The sequence below is a fragment of the Mesorhizobium sp. M1399 genome (assembly GCF_040317735.1).
Taxonomy (GTDB): domain Bacteria; phylum Pseudomonadota; class Alphaproteobacteria; order Rhizobiales; family Rhizobiaceae; genus Mesorhizobium.
The window spans coordinates 115920-135039 of record NZ_JAMYKZ010000012.1 but is presented as its reverse complement, the minus strand read 5'-3'; the positions used below and the strand labels follow the sequence as shown (position 1 = coordinate 135039).

Genomic DNA, 19120 nt, shown 5'->3' with positions numbered 1-19120 from the left:
GACGGGAGTTTAGTCCGGCACGCTGGTCTGCAGGGCAAGCGCGTGCAGCACGCCGCCCATGTTGCCCTTCAGCGCGTCATAGACCATCTGGTGCTGCTGGACGCGGCTTTTGCCGCGAAAGCTTTCGGCCACCACCTCCGCCGCATAATGGTCGCCATCGCCGGCCAGGTCGCGAATCGTCACCTTGGCGTCCGGAATGCCTTCCTTGATCAGCCGTTCGATGTCGTGGGCGTCCATTGCCATGCGAGGATTCCTTGTTCAGGTCGTGAACTCATAGATATGGTCGAAACGGCGGATGAACCACAGTGAAACGGCTCCACTCGATCACATCACGGGTCCACGACCTCATTTGCCATGAAGCGAGGGAACCAGGATTCGTGGGCAGCGGTCAATTCACTGACCGGTATCGCACGTGCCTCGCCCAGCTTCAGTTCGCTGCCGCCGGTCGAGCCGATCCACGGTGCAAAAATGCCGAGCTTGCTTTGCTGTTCGCGAATGGCATCCCACGCCTCGCTCTGCGGGTCGATCGACAGCGTCAGCAGATAGCGGCCCTGATCCTCGCCGAACCAGACCGGGATCGGATCGGTGCCGATCAGGCCGGGGATGGTCGCGCCGATGCCGGAGGCCATCGCCATCTCGGCCAACGCCACCGCGATGCCGCCATCGGAAACGTCATGCGCCGCGGTAACGACGCCCGACGCAATCAGCGCCCGCACATGGTCACCGACGCGCTTTTCGTGATCGAGATCGACGGGCGGCGGCGGGCCGTCGGCACGGCCATGGATGTCGCGCATATAGACCGATTGGCCAAGATGCGTGCCCCACATGGTCGGTGCGCCGACCAGCACGATCATCTGGCCTTCGGCGGCAAAGCCGATCCGCACCATTTTCGACCAATCGGCAATCAGCCCGACGCCGCCGATGGTTGGTGTCGGCAGTATGCCTTGGCCGTTGGTCTCATTGTAGAGCGAGACGTTGCCGGAGACGATCGGGAAGCCCAGCGCCCTGCAGGCATCGCCAATACCTTTCACCGCGCCGACCAACTGACCCATGATCTCCGGCCGTTCCGGATTGCCGAAATTAAGGTTGTCGGTGGCCGCGAGCGGCAAGGCACCGGTGGCGGTAAGATTGCGCCAGCATTCGGCCACCGCCTGCTTGCCTCCCTCGTAGGGGTCGGCCTCGCAATAGCGCGGCGTCACGTCGGAGGAGAAGGCGAGCGCCTTGGTCGGATGACCGTCGATCCGCACGACGCCGGCATCGCCGCCGGGAAGCTGCAACGAATTGCCTTGGATCAGCGTGTCGTACTGCTCCCACACCCAGCGGCGCGAGGACAGGTCCGGCCCGCCAAGCAGCTTCAGCAAAGCCTCGGCCACATCGGTTTGCGGTGCATCGCCGGCGCCCAATGGCGCCGGCTTCTTCGGCTCGACCCAGGGACGGTCATATTCCGGCGCCTGGTCGCCGAGATCCTTGATCGGCAGGTTGGCGACCTCGTCGCCCTGGTGCAGCACGCGGAAGCGCAGATCGTCGGTGGTCTTGCCGACGATGGCAAAGTCGAGGCCCCATTTGTGGAAGATCGCCTCGGCCTGTTTTTCCTTTTCGGGGCGCAGCACCATCAGCATGCGCTCCTGGCTCTCCGAAAGCATCATCTCATAAGCGCTCATGCGCTCTTCACGCACCGGCACCTTGTCGAGATCGAGCTCAATGCCGAGGTCGCCCTTGGCGCCCATTTCGACCGCCGAGCAGGTGAGACCAGCGGCACCCATGTCCTGGATGGCAATAACGGCGCCGGACGCCATCAGTTCGAGGCAGGCTTCGAGCAGGCATTTTTCGGTGAAGGGATCGCCAACCTGGACCGTGGGCCGCTTCTCGTCGATCTTGTCGTCGAATTCGGCCGAGGCCATGGTGGCGCCGCCGACGCCGTCGCGACCGGTCTTGGCGCCGAGATAGACGACCGGCAGGCCGACGCCCTTGGCCTCGGACAAAAAGATTGCGTCCGTCTTCGCGAGGCCCGCGGCAAACGCATTGACCAGGATATTGCCATTGTAGCGGGCGTCGAAATTGACCTCGCCGCCGACCGTCGGCACGCCGAAGGAATTGCCATAGCCACCGACGCCGGAAACGACGCCGGCAACGAGGTGCCTGGTTTTGGGATGATCCGGCGCACCGAAGCGCAGCGCGTTCATCGCCGCGATCGGCCGCGCGCCCATGGTGAAGACATCGCGCAGGATGCCGCCGACGCCGGTCGCCGCTCCCTGATAAGGCTCGATATATGAGGGATGGTTATGGCTCTCCATCTTGAAGACGACGCAGTCGCCGTCGCCGATGTCGACCACGCCGGCATTCTCGCCCGGGCCCTGGATGACTTGCGGCCCGGTGGTCGGCAGCGTACGCAGCCATTTTTTCGAGGATTTGTAGGAACAATGCTCGTTCCACATCGCGGAAAAAATACCGAGTTCGGTAAAGCTCGGCTCGCGCCCGACCAGGTCGAGGATGCGTTGGTACTCGTCGGGCTTCAGCCCGTGCGCGGCAATGAGTTCCGGAGTGATCGGCACGGAATTGGAAATGGTCATGATCGGCAATTTGTGTCCTTGGGATCGAGTCCCGTCTTATCGCAAGCTTTGCAGCCGATACACCCCGTCGGATGACTAAAACGACGGAAAGCAACAGCTTGCCGCAAGTAGCGGAAGATCGCCACTCGACCCGCCGGTTTCAAGCCGGTTCAGGAAAAGCTGTCGTAGCCGGCGCGGCCTTCGTCCAGAAGCCGCCGGATCACAGCGACGCCGTGCGCAATATCGTCCCGCTGTCGCGGCTGCGAGATGCCAAACCGCACGCCGTGAAAGGCCTGTTCGGAACGCCCCGCCTTGAACTCGTCCTCGTCGTCGATGAGCACGCCATGTTCGAGGCAAGCCTGTTTGAAAGTGCCGGAAAGCCATGGGTCCGGCAAAGTGAGCCAGACGAACGGCACATTATCCAGCGCCTTGAAGTCGAAGCCGTCGAGTGTCTCGCGCACGATCGCGATGCGCGCACCGATCTCGGCAATGCTGCGCTTGCGCATCTCGGCGGCCTGACCGGACAACACCAGCCGGCTGCCCACCTCCGCCAGCAGAAAGGGCAGGCCGCCCGTCATCATCTTATGGGCAACCCGGATGCGGTGACGATAGGCCGGCGGGCAAGCGAGCCAACCGCCGCGAACACCCGCCGCGACCGATTTCGACAGGCCGCCGGCAACGATGGTCCGTTCGGGAGCATATTCGGCCAGTAAAGGCGTCGGGTCGTCGGTCAGTCCGCCATAGAGATCGTCCTCGATCAAGACGACGTTATATTGACGGGCGACATGCGCGATTGCCTCGCGGCGCGATGCCGACAGCGTTGTCAGCGTCGGGTTCTTGGCCGTCGGCATCAAAAACATCATCTTCGGGTGCTTTTGTGCGCAGACGCGCTCGAAATCCTGGGGATCGATGCCCTCGTCGTCAGCCGCCACCAGTGCGGTCCGGCGACCGATCAGGCCGGCGCTGCGGGAGATCTGCGAATAGGTGAGGTGCTCGAAGACGACATAGTCGCCGGGGGCGGTGAGCCCCGCAATTGTTGCCATCACCGCGGCGTGGGTGCCGAGCGTGGGGACAATGGCATCCGCCGCCGGGCGATAGGAATTGCGCGACAGCCAGCGCCTGCCGGCCTCGAACCAGCGGTCCGGGAAATCACGCGTGTAGCTTGAAATCTCATGCGGATGGTCTTGCGCCGTGCGTGTCAACACATCGGCGACGATGGCACCCTGGCCGACATCCGGTGCGGCGGTGCTATCGAAGCGCATCTTGTCGCCGGGCGCATCCATATAGCGCGTGCCTTGTTCGACCGGCTCCAGGAAATCCGGCTTTGCGCTTTCCGACTGCTGAGCGAGAACATAGGTTCCGCGGCCCACCTCGCCGCTGACCAATCCCCGCTCGCGCAGCAATTGATAGGCCCTGCCGACGGTGCCGACGGTCGTGCCGATGTCGTATGCCAGATCGCGCTGCGGCGGCAGCTTTGCCCCTGCACCGATCAGGCCGCGGTCGATGTCCGTCTCGATGGAATCGGCAAGCCGCTGATAGAGCGGGCCGGTACCCGCGGTAAGATCTGGAAGCCAAGTTGTCATGGTGACAATTTTTTACATTGCACCAGGATGTGAGTCAATACATATCAGATCGGCGGCGAGAAGGGTACAATCCGAAGTTTTGGCAGAAAGAAAATGGCTACAATAGAGACAATCCGCCCCGTTAGGGCTGAATTGCAGATGCAGGTGGCGCCTCCGTTAGGCCGGCCAACCTATGTTAGTCGGCTGGTGCGTACGCTCGGATCCTTCGCGAGATGGATTGGCAGGCTAATGGATCGTCGGCGCAGCCGGCTGGTCCTGCTCGAGATGACCGACGACCAGCTCAAGGACATAGGCATTACGCGTTGTGATGCCCATCGTGAGGGCCTCAGGCCGTTCTGGGACTGAGGGTTGAGGCACCGCACTTTAGCGGACGCCCGCCGCCCTGAGCCTCGATACGCCGTGGTCCACAAGCACGGCCACGATACACAGAACCAGAAAAAGCCCGGTGATGGCCAGAGCCGAGACGGCGACGCTGGCCGCCCCGTGTTTGGAGACGTCGAGGAATGGATAGGGTACTTCGCCGACGATCGGCGCCCGCAGCAGCGCGTAGGCCAGATAGGCGATCGGATAGATCATCCACCACGAGATGTCACGCCATCGCGTCGAGCCGTCGGCGCCCGCCACAAGCCACCACAGCACGAACACCACCGGCGTCACATAGTGCAGGAGCACGTCGCAGAGCAGGAACAGCCCTTGCGGCTGCCAAAGCTGCGCCAGGACCGTGGCGTAGATAATGAGGACCAGGCTTATGGCGACGGCTACGCCCGCCCCTATCCGTGGCCCGGCAAAGGCCGGAAACCAGGCATAACCCGTCGACGACAGCAACGAGGCATGGACGAGCACCGCGCCGATGTTGGTCAGGATGGTGAAGAAGCTGAAATAGAAGACCAGCGAGCCGACAAAGCCGCGGCCGGCTTCCATTGATGCCGGGACGGTGATGCAGAGCTGCAGGACGAGCCCGGCCAGGCCGACGACCAGACCGGTGATCTGCAGCAAGCGACCCATTGGGCTAGGCAGCAGCGCCACAGGCCGGATTGCCGGCCTGCCAGCGGGCAATGTCCGAGCCGATGCGGCCGCCGAGCGGTTCCGCCATCAATGGGCCGAACACGTCGACGCGGCTCGAATTGCCTTGCGCCTGCACGACCAGCAACGGCTTTCCGCCATAATGTTTGGCCGGCACCAGCAGGAAGCGCGGCGTGCCGCTGAACGAATTCAGCTCGTTGGCCATCTGATAGGATTTGAAGGCAGGGTCCTTGCTGGCGATCCAGCATTTGTGGGCAGCTATTGCCACCTGCTCCATGGCAAGCAGTGACGCGCTCTTGCCCGCCGGCGCCGGCGTGCTCTTCGGGCTTGACTGGCATGAGGCGAGTACAAGCCCGGCGGCAGTAGCGACGGCGAGGCGGGCGAGTGTCAATCGCATGGTCAAGCGGCGCCCATCTCGAGTTCGGACAGAAAGATCTTCAGACCGTCTGTCATCTCACCCCAGACGCGCGACAGCGCCGGATGCTGCAAGGCGATTTGCTCATAGGCATCGAATTTCGGATAGGCGTCAAGCAGGTCGGGGCGGCCGATCGTCGCCCTGAAATTGTTGAAGACGAAGCGGGTCGGCGTCAGCCACGCATCGGCGAAGGAGATGTCGTCGCCGAGCGCGAACGGGCCATGCGCCATGCGGGCCTCGATTGCCGCAAGCCCGTGATGCAATCGGGCGAACTGTGCCTTGATGTCCGCCTCGTTGCGCTGCGGCACGAAATAGAGCTCGAACAGCTTCATCGTTGGGGCGAGCACGTCAAGGTCGGTGATGCGGGCGAACATGCGCACCAACGCCCGGTCTTTCGAATCCTTGGGCAGCAGCGCTGGCTCGGGAAAGCGCTCCTCCAGATATTCGGCAATGACCACGGATTCGACGATCGTTTCGCCCGAGCCGGTGATCAGCACTGGAATCCGGTTGAGCGGGGAGATGGCACGGAATGCCTCGGGAATGGGAAACCCAGGCGGCGGTGCAATGACCTTGAGCGGCACGTTCTTGATGTAGGCCAGCGCCCGCACGATCGACGAATAGGGCGACAGCGGTCGCGAATAGAGTTTCATGACCGTCGCTCCAGGAGGAAGATTGAATGCATCAAGCGGCGATGCCCAGCGCGCTTTCGAACAGCGCCCGGCCGTCGCTGCCGCCATGCGCCGCTTCAATCAGGTTCTCGGGATGCGGCATCAGGCCGAGCACATTGCCACGGCCGTTGACAATGCCGGCAATGTCGTTGATCGAGCCGTTGGGATTGGTGCCTTCGGCATATCGGAACACCACCTGGCCTTCGCCTTCGAGGCGGGCCAGCGTTTCGGCATCAGCAAAATAATTGCCGTCATGATGCGCCACCGGCGCGCGGATGACCTGGCCCGGCTGATAGCGGCGGGTGAACATCGTGTTGGCATTGGCGATCTGCAGCTTGACTTGCCGGCAGACGAATTTCAGCGAGGTGTTGCGCATCAATGCACCCGGCAACAGGCCGGCCTCGACCAGGATCTGGAAGCCGTTGCAGACGCCGATGACCGTGACGCCCTTGGCCGCCTTTTCGGCCACAGCCCGCATCACCGGCATGCGCGCGGCAATAGCGCCGCAGCGCAGATAATCGCCAAAGGAAAAGCCGCCGGGAATGGCGATCAGGTCGACATCGGGAATTTCAGTGTCGGTCTGCCAGACGGTGACCGGCGGCGTGCCGGAAATCTTGGTCAGCGCCGCGATCATGTCACGGTCGCGATTAAGGCCGGGGAGCAGGACGACGGCTGATTTCATGAGAATTCATGCTCGTTGAGTTGGAACAGATATCGCGGCAAAACATGGCTGGTCAGCCAGACGCCATTTTCGGAAAGAAAAAATAAGGCGCCGTTTTTGGCCATGTTTTCCGAGTCGATCCGCAGGATAACACTTCTCCCCTTGCGGCGCTGTGCGACGATCACAGCTGTTTCAATGTCTTTTGACAAATGAACGTGCTGCCGAGACTGGCTGATCAAGCCTTCTCGTAAGATGCTGGGGAGAAACTCTTCCTTGGTGCCGTGATATAAGACTGTTGGAGGAATTGATGGCGACAGGCCGAGATCAATCTCGACACTGTGGCCTTGAACCGCACGGACACGATCACCGTCGATTGCAAAGCGCTTTTTCGGGTTCTCGTCGATGATCCGAACAACCTCGGCGGCGGATGTGCCGAACTTCGCCTGAATCGCCGCGCAAAGTTTGTTGAAATCAGTCCAACCGTTCTCATCCAAAGTCAGCCCCGCTTCATGGGGAGCATGGCGTAAAACAAGACTCATGAACTTCGATATCTGGATGTCTTTCGACAAGCTCAGCCGATCTCCACCGCGTAATTCTCAATCACCGTATTCGCCAGAAGCTTGTCGCACATAGCTTTCAGATCGGCCTCGGCCTTGGCCTTGTCGCCCTCGGCAAGCTCGATATCGAAAACCTTGCCTTGCCGCACCTGGCCGACGCCGCCGAAACCCATTCCGGAAAGCGCATGCTCGATTGCCTTGCCTTGTGGGTCGAGCACGCCGTTCTTGAGGGTTACGGTAATGCGGGCCTTGATCACGCTGGACATGCTCCTGTTCACCTGTTGAGCGGGCAAGCCGTCAGTGCGGCTTGCCTTTGACACCGTCGGTCGATGCGACGAGCACCGGTCCGGCAGGGCGCGGCGGTTCGTTCTCGTTCATGATGCCGAGGCGGCGGGCAACTTCCTGATAGGCTTCGACGAGCCCGCCCATGTCGCGGCGGAAGCGGTCCTTGTCGAGCTTGTCCTGGGTCGCCACGTCCCACAGCCGGCAGGAATCCGGCGAGATCTCGTCGGCGACGACGATGCGCATCATATCGCCTTCGAACAGGCGGCCGCATTCGATTTTGAAATCGACGAGCTGGATCCCGACGCCCATGAACAGGCCGGAAAGGAAGTCGTTGACGCGAATGGCCAGCGCCATGACGTCGTCGATCTCCTGCGGGCTCGCCCAGCCGAAGGCGGTGATGTGCTCTTCCGATACCATCGGATCGTCGAGCGCATCGGCCTTGTAATAGAATTCGATGATCGAGCGCGGCAGCACGGTGCCTTCCTCGATGCCCAAGCGCTTGGCCAGCGAGCCGGCGGCGACGTTGCGCACCACCACTTCGAGCGGGATGATCTCGACTTCCTTGATCAGCTGCTCGCGCATGTTGAGCCGGCGGATGAAGTGGGTCGGAATGCCCATCCGGTTGAGATGATTGAAGATGTGCTCGGAAATGCGGTTGTTGAGCACGCCTTTGCCATCGACGATTTCATGCTTCTTCTTGTTGAAAGCGGTGGCGTCGTCCTTGAAGAACTGGATCAGCGTGCCAGGCTCCGGTCCCTCATAAAGGATCTTGGCCTTGCCTTCATAAATGCGGCGGCGATTTTTCATCTGATTTTTCTCTGGATTTGCGGGCAGGCGGCAAGCGACCAGTTCCTGTCCGTCTGCCTAAAATAAGATGGCGACGGTGGGGTTCAATGCCGGTGTCTATCCCAATCGCACTGTTTGCTCAATCGGCAAATCCTTTCAATCAACCGCTTTCGGGGACCGAAATGCCGCAGCGCAGCAGGCAATGTAGCATATTGACCGGCCGGCGCCCTTTTGGTTTGTGCTCCGGCAACACATATTGGCACAACGAATCGGATTTCACGGAGGGATGCCATGAGCAGCATGAAAGACCGCGAAGAGGGCTTTGAGCGCAAATTCGCATTCGACGAGGAACTTCGATTCAAGGCTGCGGCACGCCGCAACAGAGCGCTCGGCCTGTGGGCTGCCGAAAAGCTCGGCAAGTCAGGCGCCGAGGCCGACGCCTATGCCAGGGAAGTGGTCGTCAGCGACATCGAGGAAGCCGGCGATCACGACGTTTTCCGCAAGATACGCAAGGATTTCGATGCAGCCGGCATCGACCAGTCGGACCATCAGATCCGCCGCACCATGGATGAATTGATGGCGCAGGCGATTGAGCAGATCAAGAACACCTGATCCTTCCACCGACATCGATCGAATGCTGGACCAATCGACCGCCCGGCCTAACCGGGCGGTTTTTCTTTGCCTTTGCGGTCATTTCCGGCTGAATTGCTGCAAGCAAAGAGGAAATCACCAATGTCCCTGAAGTCACGCCTGGCGGCCGACGAGACGCTGTTCACCGCATGGTCCGGCGTGCCGGATGCCCTGACTGTCGAGATATTGGCCAGACAAGGGTTCGACGCGGTTACGCTCGACATGCAGCATGGTGGCCATCACGAGGACAGCGTGCTGCGCGGGCTTGTGCCGGTGCTGGCGGCCAACAAGCCGGCGCTGGTGCGCATCCCGGTCGGCCGCTTCGACATGGCCAGCCGCGCGCTCGACTTCGGCGCCGAGGCTGTGATCGCCCCGATGGTGAATTCGGTGGCGGACGCAAAGCTGTTTGCCGCCGCCATGAAATACCCGCCACTCGGCGAGCGCTCCTGGGGGCCGACCTATGCCTTTCCGCGCCATGGCAAGGGCGATTATGCCGACTGGCTGCGCGACAGTAACCAGCGCACCATGGCGTTCGCCATGGTCGAAACGCGCGCCGCGCTTGATGCACTCGACGGCATTCTCGACACGCCGGGTATCGACGGGATCTTCCTCGGCCCGTCGGATTTCTCGATCGCCTGGTCGAAGGGAACCACCGTCAGTTCGACGCTGGAGAGCATGATGGAGACCGTCGCCTCGATCGCCGAGCGCACCCGCAAAGCCGGCAAGCATGCGGCGATCTATGTGATGGAACCGGCCATCGCCGGTCGCGTGGTGTCGATGGGTTACCGGCTGCTGGCGATGGGTTCCGAGCATTCGCTGATTTCGCTTGGGGCAAAGACCCTGCTGAGCAGCGTCAGGGGTTCAATCGCTTCCTAGAGATCCGTCAGGAATTTCGCGAACGTCATCGACCCTTCGGGCCAGGGGCCAAAGCCGGAATCCGCGTTGAGATGGCCGGCATCGCCGGCGTCGATGAACAGCGAGCCCCAAGCCGCGGCAATGTCCTCGGCGACGCCGAAGGCGCAGAACGGGTCGTTGCGGCTGGCGATCACCACCGACGGAAACGGCAGCGGGTCACGCGGATAGGGACCGAAGGTCATCAGGTGCCTCGGCTTTATCTTTGGATTGGCGACATCGGGCGGCGCCACGAAAAAAGCGCCGGCGACCGGCCGCTCGAACCGAGACAAGGCCTGGATGACCGCGGCGACGCCAAGCGAATGGGCGACGATGACGACCGGCCGCTCGGCCTCGTTAACCGCCTTGGCGACACCGGCCGTCCAATCCTCGCGCACCGGCTTCGACCATTCCGCCTGTTCGACGCGGCGCGCTGTCGATAGTTTCGACTGCCAGCGGCTCTGCCAATGATCGGGGCCGGAATTGGTGTAGCCCGGCACGATGAGAATATCTGCTTCCCTGACTTTCATGGCGCGCATGTAGCGAGAGGCGCTGTCGGGTGCAACCGGGTATAAACTCAACAGCGACACGCAAACGGCCTCTCACGAGCCCGGTTCTGCTCGCTATTGTGAACACCATGTTCGCTTCTTGCGCTCTTGTGTGAACGATCGCGATCGACGATCTGTCGCCAGGAAAGAATGGCTGTTCCGAGATTTTGGCACGGACACGGCGTAGAATGATTGATGGCGCCGGGTTCCTCTGTTGGAAGCTTGTCGAGCGCCGCCTGAACGGAGCACTTTGATGAGCGAACTGCCTTTTGCCGCGACGACCCCGGTCAGCGTTGCCCGCGTCGGCTTGCGGGCGCGCCATGCAGAAAATCTCGCTGCCTACTATCGCAAAGTCGTCGGTTTGCAGGAACTGAGCCGCTCCGGCGGCACGATCACGCTCGGCGCAGTCAATCGTCCTTTGCTCGACATCGAAGCGGATCCGGCTGCGAAACCGGATGACCCGCGCAGCGCCGGTCTTTTCCACACCGCCTTCCTACTACCCAGTCGGGCCGATCTCGGCCGCTGGATCAATCACGCCATCGCCGGCAAGATTGGCATCGAGGGCGCGTCCGATCATCTGGTCAGCGAGGCGCTTTATCTGACCGACCCGGAAGGCAACGGCATCGAGATCTATGCCGACCGCCGTCCGCAGGACTGGAAATGGAACGGCGACAAGATCGCGATGGCGACGGAGCGGCTGAACATCCCTTCGGTGGTTGCCGAAGTGCCGGCCGGCGACACCGGCTGGCAGGGCGCGCCGGAAAACAGCATTATCGGCCACGTCCATTTGCGGGTCGGCAGGCCGGAAGAAGCCGAAGCATGGTGGCACCAGGAGTTCGGTTTCGACACGGTGGCAAAATATGGTGGCGCGGCGGTGTTCCTGTCGTCCGGCGGCTATCATCACCACATTGGCGCAAATGCGTGGCAGAGCCCGGGTGCCGGTCGCCGAGATCCCTCCCGCTCCGGCCTGGCCTGGGTCGAGATGCGTTCGGACAATGCCGCGAGCGACACTACCCGCGAGGATCCGTGGGGCACAGTGATAAGGACGGTTCCCGGTAAGGCGTAGGCTAGAGGTTAGCCTTCTCGAGTAAGCGTCCTAGCATCAGCAGGCCCGCTGGCCATACGCCCAGGCGGGCCTCGTTTCCCATATGGCCGAGATCGCCGGCATCGGCGATATCCGCGCCCCAGGCTGCGGCAAAAGCGGTCGCCTTGTCGAAGGTGACGCGCGGGTCGCTGCGGCTCGCCACCACCAATGCCGGGAAGGGCAGGCGCTTCAGCGGCATCGGCGCGAACGGGCGCACCGCGTCGAATGAGGGATCGGTATCCTCGACATTGGTCGCGGCGACCAGGAACGCCGCCGCGACCTTGTCGAGCTGGCTTTGACTGGCCCCGGAAGCCCACTTCACCGCCGTCGCCACTGCCAGCGAATGTGCAAGCAGCACGATGCGGCGCGGTGCGGCGGCCACCGCAGCATCCACCTGGCCGATCCAGTCTTCAGGCTTCGGCCGGTCCCACTCTGCCTGCAGCACGCGGCTCGAATTGGGGAGCACCCTGCACCAATGCGACATCCAATGATCCGGTCCGGAATTGCCGCGGCCGGGCAGGGCAAGAAAATCGAAATCTCCGGCCGCCGAAATCATCAGGCTTCTCCGAACACTCGGCTGAAGATCGTGTCGACATGCTTGGTATGATAGCCCAAGTCGAATTTCTCGCGGATCTCGGCCTCAGGCAGGGCTGCAACAACGTCCTTGTCGGCCAAAAGTTCCTCAAGGAAATCAGCGCCTTGCTCCCACACCTTCATGGCATTGCGCTGCACCAGCCGGTAGGCTTCCTCACGCGAAATGCCGGCTTGCGTCAGCGCCAGCAGCACGCGCTGCGAATGCACGAGGCCGCGGAACTTGTTCATGTTCTTCAGCATGTTGTCGGGGTAGACCAGCAGTTTGTCGATGACGCTGGTCAGCCGTGACAGCGCGAAATCGAGCGTCACCGTCGCGTCGGGCCCGATCATGCGCTCGACCGACGAGTGCGAGATGTCGCGCTCGTGCCACAGCGCCACATTCTCCATTGCCGGCAGCGCGAAGGAGCGCACCATGCGAGCAAGGCCGGTGAGGTTCTCGGTCAGCACCGGGTTGCGCTTGTGCGGCATCGCCGACGAGCCCTTTTGTCCGGGCGAAAAATACTCCTCCGCCTCCAGTACCTCGGTGCGCTGCAGATGGCGCATCTCGATCGCCAGCCGCTCGATCGACGAGGCGATGACGCCGAGCGTGGCGAAGAACATCGCATGGCGGTCGCGCGGGATCACCTGCGTCGACACCGGCTCGGGCTTCAGCCCAAGTTTCTTGGCCACGTACTCTTCGACATAGGGGTCGATATTGGCGAAGGTGCCGACCGCACCCGAGATGGCGCAGGTGGCGATGTCCTCGCGTGCGTGCACCAGCCTCTCGCGGCAGCGCGAGAATTCGGCATAGGCCTGCGCCAGCTTGACGCCGAAAGTGGTCGGCTCGGCATGGATGCCGTGGCTGCGGCCGATGGTAATCGTATCCTTGTGCTCGAAGGCGCGGCGCTTGAGCGCCGCAAGCAGCCCGTCAATGTCGGCCAGGAGGATGTCGCTGGCCCGGGTGAGCTGCACGGCAAAACAGGTGTCGAGAACGTCGGAGGATGTCATGCCCTGATGGATGAAGCGGGCATCCGGCCCGACGAATTCGGCAAGATGGGTGAGAAAGGCGATGACGTCGTGCTTGGTGACGCGTTCGATCTCGTCGATGGCTTCGACATCGAATTTCGCCGCCCCGCCTTTCTCCCAAATGGTCTTGGCGGCCTCCTTCGGGATGACGCCGAGCTCGGCCAATGCGTCGCAGGCGTAGGCCTCGATCTCGAACCAGATGCGGAACCGGGTTTCGGGCGACCAGATGGCCACCATTTCCGGCCGGGAGTAGCGAGGGATCATCAGTCGGTCCTGACTTGCAAGAGCATTTGCCCGCGTCCTAACAGAGGCAAGCAAAATGCTCAACGTTGCTGGCGCGCAAACCAGACACTGGCGACAGCCAGCGCAATGAAACCGAGCGGAAAATACAGCCGGATGCCGAGGACGACGAACTGGTAGAGCGCCGTCAACATCGTGAACACGAACTGGAAAACCCAGGTGATGGTGAGCGCGGGCGCATGCCATTGGACATAGTAGGAGCGGTATTGCAGCCCAAAGAGGCCGCCGGTGAAGGCGATAGTCACGGTGAGAAGGCAGACGAAGGCGGCAGCGAGGGCGATCTCCCAGTTGCGTCCGAGGGAGACGAGTCGCGCCAGAAACAGCCCAACCGGGAAGGCCAGCGCGCCGCCGGCAGCATAAAGCAGCGAGACGAAGCGGACCTTCGCCGGGGTCTCCCAATCGTACAGCTGCAGATTGAGCAGCGCGCTGGCGCCCATCGCCATGGCCCACAACAAGGCACCGACAAAAGCGGTGCGCAGCGGCGGCAAGGAGCGGCGGAGACGGCGCAGAGCGCGATAGCGCATGGCGGGGAACGTCACAGGCGACCGGTTACCGCGATCCAGCGATAGTCCGGCCCTTCGAAGCCGTATTGGCGCACCGCGATCAGCACGGCATAGGCGCTGAGGCTATCCAGTGAAAATGTCTGGACCGCGCCGATCTGGTGCCCATTCGGACAGCCGCGGCTTTGCGGGATTGATTTGTCCTCGTGAATAATCCTCGTCTGGCCGCCGTCCTTCGCCTCGATGCGCAGCAGGCGAAAGCCGTTGATCTCGCCCTGGCTCTGGCAGCGTTCGGTGTCATTCATGCCGATCTGGTCGAGCCGGAACTCGAGCGGATCGTCGACCGGCGAAAAGATCGGGCGCGGATTGACCACCATGCGGAAGGGATCGGCAGAAAGCTCGGTCACCGGGTTGAAGCCGGCGGTGATGCCGCGATTTGCCGTGAGTTCCGCCTGACTGACGATCGCTTCGCCCTTTTGCCGAGCCTGCAGCCGCGCTGCGTCCACCATGGCATTCTCGTCTTCGAGCCGGACTCGGATCGGCGATCCCTTGAGAAAACTGTCGTCGGCCGTGTCGATGTAATAGCGGTTGGCATACGGGAATCCCGATCCGTCCTGGACGCCATATTCTTCGAAGGCGAAGATGCCGCGGTCACGGCTGAAGCCGAGGATCTCAAGCTCGGCGACATCGCCTGCGTAGGCGGCGACCAAAGTTGCAAGCTGGGCGAACAGGCAGACGGCAAACAGGGCAAGATTTCGCATGGGGCTTTCCGTTCAGGCAGTCGACGTCGTTAAATTCCCTATCACGATGCTGTCAAAAGATCGTGCTAACTGAAACACGAAGTCGATGCATCCAATCCGGCTGTCGTTTGTTATTGTCGGCAGCTTCACCGCATCGTGCCTTCCGAAAATCAGAATCGATTTTCGGAAGGGCACGATGCATTGATTCAAAATGTTTAGAGCATCCTTTGCGCGTCCAAAGGACGCGCGGCGCCCTAAGGGAGACCCCCATGACCGATGCAGCCAAGATCCGCGAACGTATGGAAGTGATCGGCGCCGACGGCGTCCATGTCGGCACCGTCGACAAGATCGACGGGGATCGCATCAAGCTGACCAAGCGCGACAGCGACGAGGGCGCTCACAGGGGCCATCACCACTTCATTCCTCTCAGCCTCGTCGCCGAGGTCGAGGGCCAGAAGGTGCGCCTGTCGGCAAACTCGGATGTTGCGGTCACGTTCGAGGAAGAAAAATCCGACCCCACCTGATCATAGTCCAGTCTGACTACTGCTCACCGAATGAGCGTCGGCGCGTTCAGCGCGACGACCAGACCGGGAAGAGATCGCCCTCGGCCGGCGCCGCGGCAAAGACGCCGCGGCTGATGGCGCGCGCCATCGTCGCGCCGGCAGCTGCGTAGAGATCGATTGCATCGTTGGGCCCGAGCTCGATGCCGCTCTTGCCCGTTGCCAGCGCGAAGACCAGATCGCCGTCGGCGGGCGTGTGCGTCGGCCAAATGGCACGGACAAAGCCGTCATGCGCTGATATCGCCAGGCGTTTGGCGGCGGCCTTGGTGAGGACCGCATCAGTGGCGATCACGGCGATGGTCGTGTTGGCGCCGGTTTCCGCCTGCTCTGCGGCATGCTTGTCACGGAACTTCAGCAGGATCTTTCTGGCACCGTCAGGCATCGGGTGGGGATAGCCTAAGCCGCCGAACTCGTCGCCGATCTCGAACGGTGCCGCCCAGAAATGGCGGGTCCCGGCGACCGTCACCGAGCCGGTCGGGTTGACGGCGGCGAGCGCGCCGATGGTGACGCCGCTGTCCAGCATTGTCGAGGCCGAGCCGAGCCCGCCCTTCAGACCGGAGCTCAGCGCGCCGGCACCCGCGCCGGCGGTGCCGAGCGCAAAGTCTATCGCGGCGGCTTGCGCGGCTTCGTAGCCGAGGTCGCGGTAAGGCGGATACCGGCCCCAATCCTTGTCGCCGCCATTGCGCAGGTCGAACAGGATCGCCGCCGGCACGATCGGCACGCGAAAGCCGCCGACCTCGACGCCCATGCCTCTTTCGCGCAATGCCGCCTGTACCCCCGACGCGGCGTCGAGGCCAAAGGCCGAACCGCCCGAAAGCACCACGGCGTGGATGGCATGGATTGAATTGTGCGGCTCGAGCAGGTCGGTTTCGCGGGTGCCCGGCGCACCGCCCAGGATTTGCACGCCGGCCACGGCCGGTTCGTCGCAGATGACGGTGGTCACACCGGATTTCAGCTTGGCATTCGCCGCATTGCCAACCCGCAAGCCGGCAACGTCGGTGATGAGATTGCGCGGACCGGTATGGAACATTATTGGCTCTCCGCCCGCACGAAACGGCCGCCGTCGAAACGGTAGGCGCGATAAGGATTTTGCGTCAGGTCGCCTTTCTCGTCAAAGCGGATCGGCCCGATCGCCGTAGTGAAGTCATGTCCAGTAAGCAGGTCAGCCAGGCTTTTGCCGGAGGTTTCGGAAGCCGCAAAGGCCTCGCGGGCGATCTCGACCGCGGCATAGGCGGGAAGCGTATAACCATCCGGCACGATGTTTTGTGCGACAAAGCTTTGCAGCACCTTGGGGTCGGCGACGTCAACCCATTCGGGCGGCGCGATCATTAGCGTGCCGACGGCGTAAGGCACGTCGCCGAGCGGCGCGCGCAGCGCTTCACCGCCGGCAAACACCATGCCGGTATCGAGCTGGCCGGCGTCGCGGCCCATAATGGCGACATCATCGCCGTCACCACCGGCAAAGACATGCGTTGCGCCGGCTTTCTTCAGTCGGCCGATCAGGCCGATCTGGTTGTCGAGCTGCGGCCGGAACGTGTCGACGAACACTGGCTTCAATGCCGCCTGCTCGGCGGCAGACCGAAACGTCTCGGCCATTTCGCGGCCATAGATCGTGCCATCGTCGACGATAGCGAACAGCTCGTTCTGCCATAGGCGGGTGAGGGTGGCGGCGACGGCATTGCGCTCGTCGTCGCCGCGCGGCCCGAGACGATAGATCGGCCATCCCGTCTTGGCGCGCCGGTCGGTCAGGCTTTCCGTGCGCACGCCGACGGTGATCACCGGGATGTCGGCATCCTTGAGGATCGGCAGAGCCGCCTCGATTGCGTCGGTGCACAGAAAACCGATGACGACCTTGACCTTGGCCGCGGCGAATTCCCGCGCGGCGGCAACGCCGCCAGCGGCCGTGCAGGCGTCATCGATCGTCCTGATCTCGGTATCACTCGCTTCAGCCGCCATTGTCGCGCCTGCCTCGATCTGCTTGCCGAGGATCGCCGACGGCCCCGACAAAGGCGCCGCGACACCGATCAGCAGCGTCTCGGCACTCGCACTACCGGCGAGCGAGAACCAGGCCAGCACCGCTATCGTGGTTGTCCAAGGTCGCATGCGAGCGAAGAATTCCTCCGCGCCGGTCGCGCGTTTTGCCGGCGCCAATGCCGTCAAGACCTAAAGGCTGGCCAGCTTTGGCGCAACACGCGAATTCGGGATATAGCTCAAGCACTTCGCTTGTGGCATGCAATATGCGGTCATATATAACGGCTGGTTCTGACTAACGGAAAATCATCGGTGCTGAAGAAGAATGAAATCGGGCCGCAGGCCTACCGCGACGCTATGGCCCATTTTGCCGGCCATGTGCATGTGGTCACCACTGATGGCCCGGCGGGCAAGCGTGGCGCGACGGTGATCGCGGCCTGCTCGGTGTCGGACACGCCGCCGACCATCCTGGTCTGCCTCAATCGTGAAAATCCCAAGAACGAGCCGTTTGTGAAAAACGGCAAATTTGCCCTGAACACGCTGGCTTCGGATCAGGAGCCGCTGTCGATCGGCTTTTCCGGCATCACCGGCCTGCCGGTCGAGGAGCGTTTCGCATTGGCCGAATGGGACGTCATCTCGACCGGTGCGCCGACGTTGAAGGGCGCGCTTGCCGTCTTCGACTGCGAGCTGATCGACACCAAGGATTTGGCCACTCATCGTGTGCTTTTTGGCAAGGTGACAGGCCTGCGCACCGGCGATAATTTGCGGCCGCTGATCTATCACGACCGCAGCTACCACGCTCTGTAGAGGCTTTGATGGCCGCGTCCATGGAGATCAAATGACCGAGCTGAAATCGCGCCCCGTGCCGCGGACCATCGACGAGACGCTCGATCTGTTGACCGGTGCGGATTATGTGGCGGACCGGTCGCTGGCGACTGTGCTGTTTTTGTCGCTGCGCATGAAGCGTCCGCTGTTCCTTGAGGGTGAGGCGGGCGTCGGCAAGACCGAGATCGCCAAGGTGCTGGCCGAGGCCCTTGGCCGTAGGCTGATCCGCCTGCAATGCTATGAAGGGCTCGATGTCTCGTCTGCCGTCTACGAGTGGAACTACGCCGCGCAGATGATCGAAATCCGCATGGAGGAGGCGGCCGGCAAGGTCGACCGCTCCGACATGGAACGCAACGTCTTTTCCGAAAAGTATCTGATCCGCCGCCCGGTGCTCGATGCGCTGACTGGCAAGGCGGGCGCCGCACCGGTGTTCCTGATCGACGAACTCGACCGCACCGACGAGGCCTTCGAGGCATTCCTGCTCGAAATCCTTTCCGATTTCCAGGTGACGGTGCCCGAACTCGGCACCATCAAGGCGGAGGAGCCGCCGATCGTCATCATCACCACCAACCGCACGCGCGAAATCCACGACGCGCTGAAGCGGCGCTGCCTTTATCACTGGGTCGATTATCCCAATGCCGAGCGCGAGCTTGAGATCGTCCGCCGAAAGGTGCCGCAGGCCAACAGCCGGCTTTCGGCCGAGGTCGTTTCATTCATCCAGAAGCTGCGTCAGATCGAGCTGTTCAAGGTGCCCGGCGTCGCCGAGACCATTGACTGGGCCGGCGCGCTGACCGAACTCGACAAGGTGGCGTTGGACCCTGAGACGGTTTCCGACACGATTGGCGTGCTGCTGAAATACCAGGACGATATTGCCCGCATCGGTGAGGGCGAAGGCCGGCGCATCCTCAACGAGGTCAAGGCCGAGCTGTCGGCGGCGGAGTAGGG

The 19120-nt window shown here is 62.3% G+C and carries 24 protein-coding genes; 7 read left to right on the top strand and 17 right to left on the bottom strand.

Annotated elements, in window-relative coordinates:
* Positions 1 to 9 precede the first annotated feature (9 nt).
* The 3 genes from NKH05_RS22010 to NKH05_RS22000 all read right to left on the bottom strand — a co-directional run bounded on the left by NKH05_RS22010 (position 10) and on the right by NKH05_RS22000 (position 4132).
* Complete coding sequence (locus tag NKH05_RS22010) at positions 10 to 243, bottom strand: BolA/IbaG family iron-sulfur metabolism protein (protein WP_023674714.1); 234 nt, start codon at positions 241 to 243, stop codon at positions 10 to 12.
* 86 nt (positions 244 to 329) lie between these two features.
* A complete protein-coding gene (gene purL / locus NKH05_RS22005; protein ID WP_023717381.1) occupies positions 330 to 2570 on the bottom strand; it encodes a phosphoribosylformylglycinamidine synthase subunit PurL in 2241 nt (746 codons plus the stop codon).
* A gap of 149 nt (positions 2571 to 2719) precedes the next feature.
* Positions 2720 to 4132, bottom strand: a complete 1413-nt coding sequence (locus NKH05_RS22000) for an aminotransferase-like domain-containing protein (protein ID WP_023717382.1) — start codon at positions 4130 to 4132, stop codon at positions 2720 to 2722.
* A gap of 93 nt (positions 4133 to 4225) precedes the next feature.
* Here NKH05_RS22000 and NKH05_RS21995 point away from each other — a divergent pair, with 93 nt between their 5' ends.
* A complete protein-coding gene (locus NKH05_RS21995; protein ID WP_023717383.1) occupies positions 4226 to 4477 on the top strand; it encodes a DUF1127 domain-containing protein in 252 nt (83 codons plus the stop codon).
* A gap of 18 nt (positions 4478 to 4495) precedes the next feature.
* On the opposite strand, the gene NKH05_RS21990 is transcribed toward NKH05_RS21995, so the two are convergent.
* Genes NKH05_RS21990 through purC form a run of 7 tightly spaced genes read right to left on the bottom strand, consistent with a single transcriptional unit; the run spans position 4496 to position 8548 of the window.
* Positions 4496 to 5137 (bottom strand): Pr6Pr family membrane protein, encoded by a 642-nt coding sequence (locus tag NKH05_RS21990; protein WP_023717384.1) that lies wholly within the window; start codon positions 5135 to 5137, stop codon positions 4496 to 4498.
* 4 nt (positions 5138 to 5141) lie between these two features.
* Complete coding sequence (locus NKH05_RS21985) at positions 5142 to 5552, bottom strand: hypothetical protein (protein ID WP_023717385.1); 411 nt, start codon at positions 5550 to 5552, stop codon at positions 5142 to 5144.
* A gap of 2 nt (positions 5553 to 5554) precedes the next feature.
* Positions 5555 to 6220, bottom strand: a complete 666-nt coding sequence (locus tag NKH05_RS21980; protein WP_023717386.1) for a glutathione S-transferase family protein — start codon at positions 6218 to 6220, stop codon at positions 5555 to 5557.
* A 31-nt stretch (positions 6221 to 6251) separates the two neighbouring features.
* A complete protein-coding gene (gene purQ / locus NKH05_RS21975; protein ID WP_352481169.1) occupies positions 6252 to 6920 on the bottom strand; it encodes a phosphoribosylformylglycinamidine synthase subunit PurQ in 669 nt (222 codons plus the stop codon).
* Positions 6917 to 7474, bottom strand: coding sequence for an RNA 2'-phosphotransferase (locus NKH05_RS21970; protein WP_352481308.1), 558 nt, complete (start codon positions 7472 to 7474; stop codon positions 6917 to 6919). The genes purQ and NKH05_RS21970 overlap by 4 nt, the downstream gene beginning before the upstream one ends.
* On the bottom strand, positions 7471 to 7713 hold the full coding sequence (purS, locus tag NKH05_RS21965) for a phosphoribosylformylglycinamidine synthase subunit PurS (RefSeq protein ID WP_023717389.1): 243 nt from the start codon (positions 7711 to 7713) through the stop codon (positions 7471 to 7473). Before purS ends, NKH05_RS21970 begins: the two co-directional genes overlap by 4 nt.
* Before the next feature lie 40 nt (positions 7714 to 7753).
* On the bottom strand, positions 7754 to 8548 hold the full coding sequence (gene purC / locus NKH05_RS21960; protein ID WP_023674725.1) for a phosphoribosylaminoimidazolesuccinocarboxamide synthase: 795 nt from the start codon (positions 8546 to 8548) through the stop codon (positions 7754 to 7756).
* Between the two features lie 270 nt (positions 8549 to 8818).
* Between purC and NKH05_RS21955 the strand changes: the two genes are divergently transcribed.
* The gene (locus tag NKH05_RS21955; RefSeq protein ID WP_023717390.1) at positions 8819 to 9139 is read left to right on the top strand and encodes a DUF1476 domain-containing protein; all 321 of its coding nucleotides are present in this window, start codon (positions 8819 to 8821) and stop codon (positions 9137 to 9139) included.
* A 120-nt stretch (positions 9140 to 9259) separates the two neighbouring features.
* Positions 9260 to 10033 (top strand): HpcH/HpaI aldolase family protein, encoded by a 774-nt coding sequence (locus NKH05_RS21950; protein ID WP_023717391.1) that lies wholly within the window; start codon positions 9260 to 9262, stop codon positions 10031 to 10033.
* Here the strand turns inward: NKH05_RS21950 and NKH05_RS21945 are convergent.
* Positions 10030 to 10578 (bottom strand): RBBP9/YdeN family alpha/beta hydrolase, encoded by a 549-nt coding sequence (locus NKH05_RS21945; protein ID WP_023717392.1) that lies wholly within the window; start codon positions 10576 to 10578, stop codon positions 10030 to 10032. The two genes, NKH05_RS21950 and NKH05_RS21945, sit on opposite strands and share 4 nt — an antisense overlap.
* A gap of 271 nt (positions 10579 to 10849) precedes the next feature.
* Between NKH05_RS21945 and NKH05_RS21940 the strand changes: the two genes are divergently transcribed.
* Positions 10850 to 11662 (top strand): VOC family protein, encoded by an 813-nt coding sequence (locus NKH05_RS21940; protein ID WP_023717393.1) that lies wholly within the window; start codon positions 10850 to 10852, stop codon positions 11660 to 11662.
* A gap of 1 nt (position 11663) precedes the next feature.
* Here the strand turns inward: NKH05_RS21940 and NKH05_RS21935 are convergent, their stop codons facing one another.
* From NKH05_RS21935 to NKH05_RS21920, 4 genes are read right to left on the bottom strand one after another with little or no spacing between them, the layout of a single operon-like run.
* A complete protein-coding gene (locus NKH05_RS21935; protein WP_023717394.1) occupies positions 11664 to 12236 on the bottom strand; it encodes an RBBP9/YdeN family alpha/beta hydrolase in 573 nt (190 codons plus the stop codon).
* Entirely contained in the window at positions 12236 to 13543 is a 1308-nt protein-coding gene (gene purB / locus NKH05_RS21930) for an adenylosuccinate lyase (RefSeq protein ID WP_023717395.1), read from the bottom strand. Before purB ends, NKH05_RS21935 begins: the two co-directional genes overlap by 1 nt.
* A 59-nt stretch (positions 13544 to 13602) precedes the next feature.
* Positions 13603 to 14103, bottom strand: coding sequence for a hypothetical protein (locus tag NKH05_RS21925; RefSeq protein ID WP_031193518.1), 501 nt, complete (start codon positions 14101 to 14103; stop codon positions 13603 to 13605).
* Positions 14104 to 14114: 11 nt separating this feature from the next.
* On the bottom strand, positions 14115 to 14840 hold the full coding sequence (locus NKH05_RS21920) for a DUF2259 domain-containing protein (protein WP_353026052.1): 726 nt from the start codon (positions 14838 to 14840) through the stop codon (positions 14115 to 14117).
* Between the two features lie 248 nt (positions 14841 to 15088).
* On the opposite strand from NKH05_RS21920, the gene NKH05_RS21915 reads away from it, so the two are divergent.
* Positions 15089 to 15343, top strand: a complete 255-nt coding sequence (locus NKH05_RS21915) for a DUF2171 domain-containing protein (protein ID WP_353026050.1) — start codon at positions 15089 to 15091, stop codon at positions 15341 to 15343.
* Between the two features lie 46 nt (positions 15344 to 15389).
* On the opposite strand, the gene NKH05_RS21910 is transcribed toward NKH05_RS21915, so the two are convergent.
* Positions 15390 to 16409 (bottom strand): P1 family peptidase, encoded by a 1020-nt coding sequence (locus NKH05_RS21910; RefSeq protein ID WP_353026048.1) that lies wholly within the window; start codon positions 16407 to 16409, stop codon positions 15390 to 15392.
* Positions 16409 to 17482: a branched-chain amino acid ABC transporter substrate-binding protein gene (locus NKH05_RS21905; protein WP_353026046.1), complete on the bottom strand. Its 1074-nt coding sequence runs from the start codon at positions 17480 to 17482 to the stop codon at positions 16409 to 16411. Before NKH05_RS21905 ends, NKH05_RS21910 begins: the two co-directional genes overlap by 1 nt.
* A gap of 180 nt (positions 17483 to 17662) precedes the next feature.
* Between NKH05_RS21905 and NKH05_RS21900 the strand changes: the two genes are divergently transcribed.
* Positions 17663 to 18157 (top strand): flavin reductase, encoded by a 495-nt coding sequence (locus tag NKH05_RS21900; protein ID WP_023717402.1) that lies wholly within the window; start codon positions 17663 to 17665, stop codon positions 18155 to 18157.
* A 31-nt stretch (positions 18158 to 18188) separates the two neighbouring features.
* Positions 18189 to 19118, top strand: a complete 930-nt coding sequence (locus tag NKH05_RS21895) for an AAA family ATPase (protein ID WP_352495809.1) — start codon at positions 18189 to 18191, stop codon at positions 19116 to 19118.
* Positions 19119 to 19120 lie beyond the last annotated feature (2 nt).